At 47.5% G+C, this 3,869-nt stretch carries 4 protein-coding genes and 1 pseudogene; all 5 read right to left on the bottom strand.

Annotated features, from left to right (window positions below; genetic code table 11):
* Window positions 1-275: pseudogene (locus tag PGX78_RS00025) on the bottom strand (cobalt-precorrin 5A hydrolase); the annotation flags it as partial.
* Between the two features lie 10 nt (window positions 276-285).
* On the bottom strand, window positions 286-1,044 hold the full coding sequence (gene cobM, locus PGX78_RS00020; RefSeq protein ID WP_270444466.1) for a precorrin-4 C(11)-methyltransferase: 759 nt from the start codon (window positions 1,042-1,044) through the stop codon (window positions 286-288).
* A complete protein-coding gene (cobI, locus tag PGX78_RS00015; RefSeq protein ID WP_270444464.1) occupies window positions 1,041-1,757 on the bottom strand; it encodes a precorrin-2 C(20)-methyltransferase in 717 nt (238 codons plus the stop codon). The genes cobM and cobI overlap by 4 nt, the downstream gene beginning before the upstream one ends.
* Window positions 1,754-2,893 (bottom strand): cobalt-precorrin-5B (C(1))-methyltransferase CbiD, encoded by a 1,140-nt coding sequence (gene cbiD, locus PGX78_RS00010; RefSeq protein WP_270444461.1) that lies wholly within the window; start codon window positions 2,891-2,893, stop codon window positions 1,754-1,756. The genes cobI and cbiD overlap by 4 nt, the downstream gene beginning before the upstream one ends.
* Before the next feature lie 57 nt (window positions 2,894-2,950).
* A partial coding sequence (locus tag PGX78_RS00005; protein WP_270444459.1) for a sirohydrochlorin cobaltochelatase occupies window positions 2,951-3,869 on the bottom strand: 919 nt, incomplete at its 5' end.

The following is a 3,869-nucleotide window of genomic DNA, read 5'->3' as shown; positions in this document are numbered from 1 at the left end:
ACCGGTGAGTCCGAATCCTTTCGCTTGACCAACGGTGCCACGAGACGTACGGCAATTCCCGCCGCACCGACTACAATCAACACATCTTTCTGAGAAAAAGCTTCGGCTGCAAGAGCCGAAAAGCCGTGCGGTGAAGTTTCAAAAAGCTTATTCTTTTCAGCCTGACCGGCCGTCGTAAAAATACGTGACTCCATGCCTTCTTGCAAGAGAGCCTCGCTGATTCTCAGAGCCGTCTCACCGCCATGCTCGGTAAAGAAAAATATATACCCCTTCATGAGATACCCCTTATCCCTTATGACCCGTTCTGAATCCGTGAGTAAATTCTGGATCGTATAATTTACTCCGTTCATAGGCCGATGACAAGAAAGGTCCCACGAGAATGAGTGCCGTATTCTTTAAATGATGTGCATGAACCGTTTCCGACAAAGTTCCTACAGTGCAACGATATACTCTTTCTTCGGGCCAAGAGGCCTTATATACGACGGCTGCCGGCGTTTGCGCCGTATAACCGCCTTTAACCAATTGAATCGCCAATTTTTCAACAAGCCCCGTGCTGAGAAAGACGACCATCGTCGTTCCGTGCTGTGCATAATCGACAATAGTCTGTTTATCAGGTACGGGCGTCCGTCCTTCCGTTCTCGTAATGATTACCGATTGGCTAATACCGGGCAAGGTGTATTCGGCCCGTAAGGCTGCGGCGGCTGCAGAAAAAGAGCTGACTCCCGGTGTGTAATCGTAGTCAATCCCCTTTTCATCCAAGGCATCCATCTGTTCTCTTATAGCGCCGTACAAGCACGGATCTCCCGTATGCAGGCGAACCGTCACAAACCCTTTTGCCTCTGATTCCTCCATGGCTTTTAATACTTCTTCCAACGTCATGGACGAACTGTCTTTGACAATACAGCCTTTTCTAGCATTCGTTAAAAGTTCTTTATTGACCAGGGACCCGGCATAAATAATAAGATCCGCTTTCTCCAAAAGCTTTTGACCCCTTACAGTAATTAAATCGGGGGCTCCCGGACCGGCTCCGACAAAATGTATCATATCGATTCTTCTTTCTTAACGAGAATAACTGAAAAATAAGTATGAGGAACGGTTTCTTCAAGTGAAGAGAAGATTTTCTCTTCCTTCGTACCGCATTGTTGTACCATAGAGGCCCTTGAAATAAGCCCCTTTTCTTCTAAAAGAGTTCTTATTTTGTCATTACCTGATGACGGCTTCATAATAATCGTATTGCCCGGCACATCGAGAAGCTCTGCCAAATCATTGCGGTTGGCAGGTACTACCAGAAGTGGTTCGTCTTTCTCACATAAAGTCGTCCCCAAGGCTGCTGCCGCCGCACAAAAGCTGGTGACAGCCGGAACAATTTGAGTATCATAGCCGGCGAGGGCGACTCGCCTTTCCACATAAGAACACGATGCATATACAGTAGGGCAACCGAGTGTAAATAGAGCCGCATTCTCCCCCTTATCCAAGTATGCCTCTATCATTTCCGCATTCTTTCTATGAGCCTCTTCTAGAATGTCTTCACTTCGAGTCATGGGAAAGGCCAATTTAACAATCGTCTTGGAATCCTGCAAGTCTTCACCCGCATAAGTTGCAGCAGCTTGCAAAATCTGACCGGCCGTCTCCTTATCGGGCCCGCTTTGAGGAATAAACCATACGGAACATTCTTTCATGAGCCGCAAAGCTTTCACGGTAACCAGTTCGGGATCTCCCGGTCCCAAACCGATGCAATATAATCTTCCTTTCATCATGTCTCTCCTCCGTGAAGCCGGATTAGTTCAGTTGCGCCTTGCGTCATACCCATAATTCCACGCTTATTGGAAAATAAAACGGCTTCCGTTTTCAAAGCTCCGTGTACGCGTGCCTGCATATAATAAGCCACCTTCTCCGTCGCCTTTTGCAAGACCGGCTCCAAAACGCCCGCCTCTTCCAGTATATTAAGAGCCATATCCGTCGTCAGACTTTCATAAACGGCCTTACCCGTCTCTACACAAGCACCGGCAAACATGGCTTCCATAGCCAGGAACGTAGTCCTGCCGTCACTGTATCGGGAATGAGTATTCATAATTCCCTGAGCCAGTTTAAGCATCTTACCGACATGACCGATTAAAAGTACGTCCTTAAACTGCAAGTACGCCGCATAATCGAGCATTTCACCGACATAATTACTGCATGTAACTCGGTCTTGCGTATTCATTTGCCATTCCGAAGCGGCAAAATCGACACCGTAATTACCGAAAAAGGCCAGTAAGTGCTCATCTCCCGCTGCTCGACGTGAATTCATTTCTACGTGAATCGTATCGATTAAAGCCTGCTCGCTCATAGGATCGACGATACCCGATGTTCCCAGGACCGATAATCCCCCTACAATACCCAGTCTGGGATTAAAGGTCTTACGTGCCAGTTCTTCGCCTCCGGGAATGGATATAGTGACTTCCAATCCGCCCTTATACTTAAAATCTTCCATTACCTTGCGTACCGCTTCCATAATCATGCGCCGCGGCGTCGGATTGATAGCGGCCTCGCCGACAGGTGACGACATTCCCTCTTTAGTCACCGTGCCGACGCCCTTACCGCCCTTAAGAATAATACCGTCTCCGTCCGCATAGGCTACAGTAGCAAAAATAAGGAGGCCGTCGGTTATGTCCGGATCATCTCCCGCATCCTTTCGAACGGCGCAAGTTGCTGTATTTTCAGAAAAAACGGCATCCCCTGTCTCCAAGTCCAACGTAACGCCCTTAGGCGTTTCAACACGTACCGTATCCACATTTCGGTGTGAAAACAGCATCATAGCCGCCGCACTCGCCGCTGCCGTCGCACACGTACCTGTAGTGTAACCGCAACGCAATTTTTTGCCGTCTTTTACAGCATAGTATTCCCGGTCCATAACCTCGGCCTCTCCTTCTAAATGAGATACATTACCGAATTATTGTACCACGTTCAATTATTCCTTTTCCAGTGCATCCCAAGCTTCATTAGCCCGTTCTACGAACATCTTTCGAACCGCCTGATTTTCACCTAAGCCGTGAATGTACGTCTGCACCTTAAAGCCTTCTTTTTCAAGAATACTCTTATGCGAATCAGGTTCAGCTCCTGCCATATCGTTGTTGGCATGGTCGCCGGCAACCATCATCATGGGCATAATGGTAACTTCTTTAATCCCCTTGGCCTTCAATTGAGGAATAACCGTATCTAAATGGGGCCAGCCTTCTACAGAATAAATGTACACATTGTTAAGTCCTGCCGAATCGATGCGATTTTGTACAACGGAATAGTATGCATTAGCCGGATGGGGAGTACCGTGAGCCATGACGAGAACCGCCGTATGATTGTCCGTTTTCGGCAACTGCGTTTTCAAAGCTTCGACGAATTCAGCCACGTCGTCACGCTGATCTTCCTGACCCATCCAGTACATAATAGGCGTACCTACAGTCATCTTCTTGAAGTCATTTTTATACAAGTCGTAAATAGCCGTATCATATGCATATTCCATACCGGGAATAACATCGAGAGATGTAATGGCTACGCGTGTATAACCTTCTTTTTTGAGCTGGTCCAATGCTTTTTCGGGAGTAGGAATCGTCTTTCCTTCTTTTTCGGCAATACGATCCACAATAATATGAGATGTAAACGCCAAGACCGTCTTTACATCGGGATGGGCAGCCTGAATATCGGCAACCGTCTTTTCAATCGTCTTGACACGACTGTCTTTGTACGTCGTGCCGAAGCTGAGCACGAGAATAGCATCCTTGTTTTTTTCTTTAGTCAATTCCGGTGTTTCATGCTTTCTCACACCGATTTCGGCGGCCTGCTTCAAAGCGGGCGTCGCATCCTTTACTTCCGGATTCAACGTATATCCGGCC

This window comes from Megasphaera sp. AF13-6AC (genome assembly GCF_027685385.1).
In the GTDB taxonomy this organism is placed as follows: domain Bacteria; phylum Bacillota; class Negativicutes; order Veillonellales; family Megasphaeraceae; genus Megasphaera; species Megasphaera micronuciformis.
This window is presented reverse-complemented; position numbering and strand designations above follow the sequence as displayed.

What these genes read in the sequence shown, in the direction of transcription:
- cobM (WP_270444466.1), bottom strand. Translation starts at nt 1,044, where the DNA reads ATGATACATTTTGTCGGAGCCGGTCCGGGAGCCCCCGATTTAATTACT.
- cobI (WP_270444464.1), bottom strand. Translation starts at nt 1,757, where the DNA reads ATGATGAAAGGAAGATTATATTGCATCGGTTTGGGACCGGGAGATCCC.
- cbiD (WP_270444461.1), bottom strand. Translation starts at nt 2,893, where the DNA reads ATGGACCGGGAATACTATGCTGTAAAAGACGGCAAAAAATTGCGTTGC.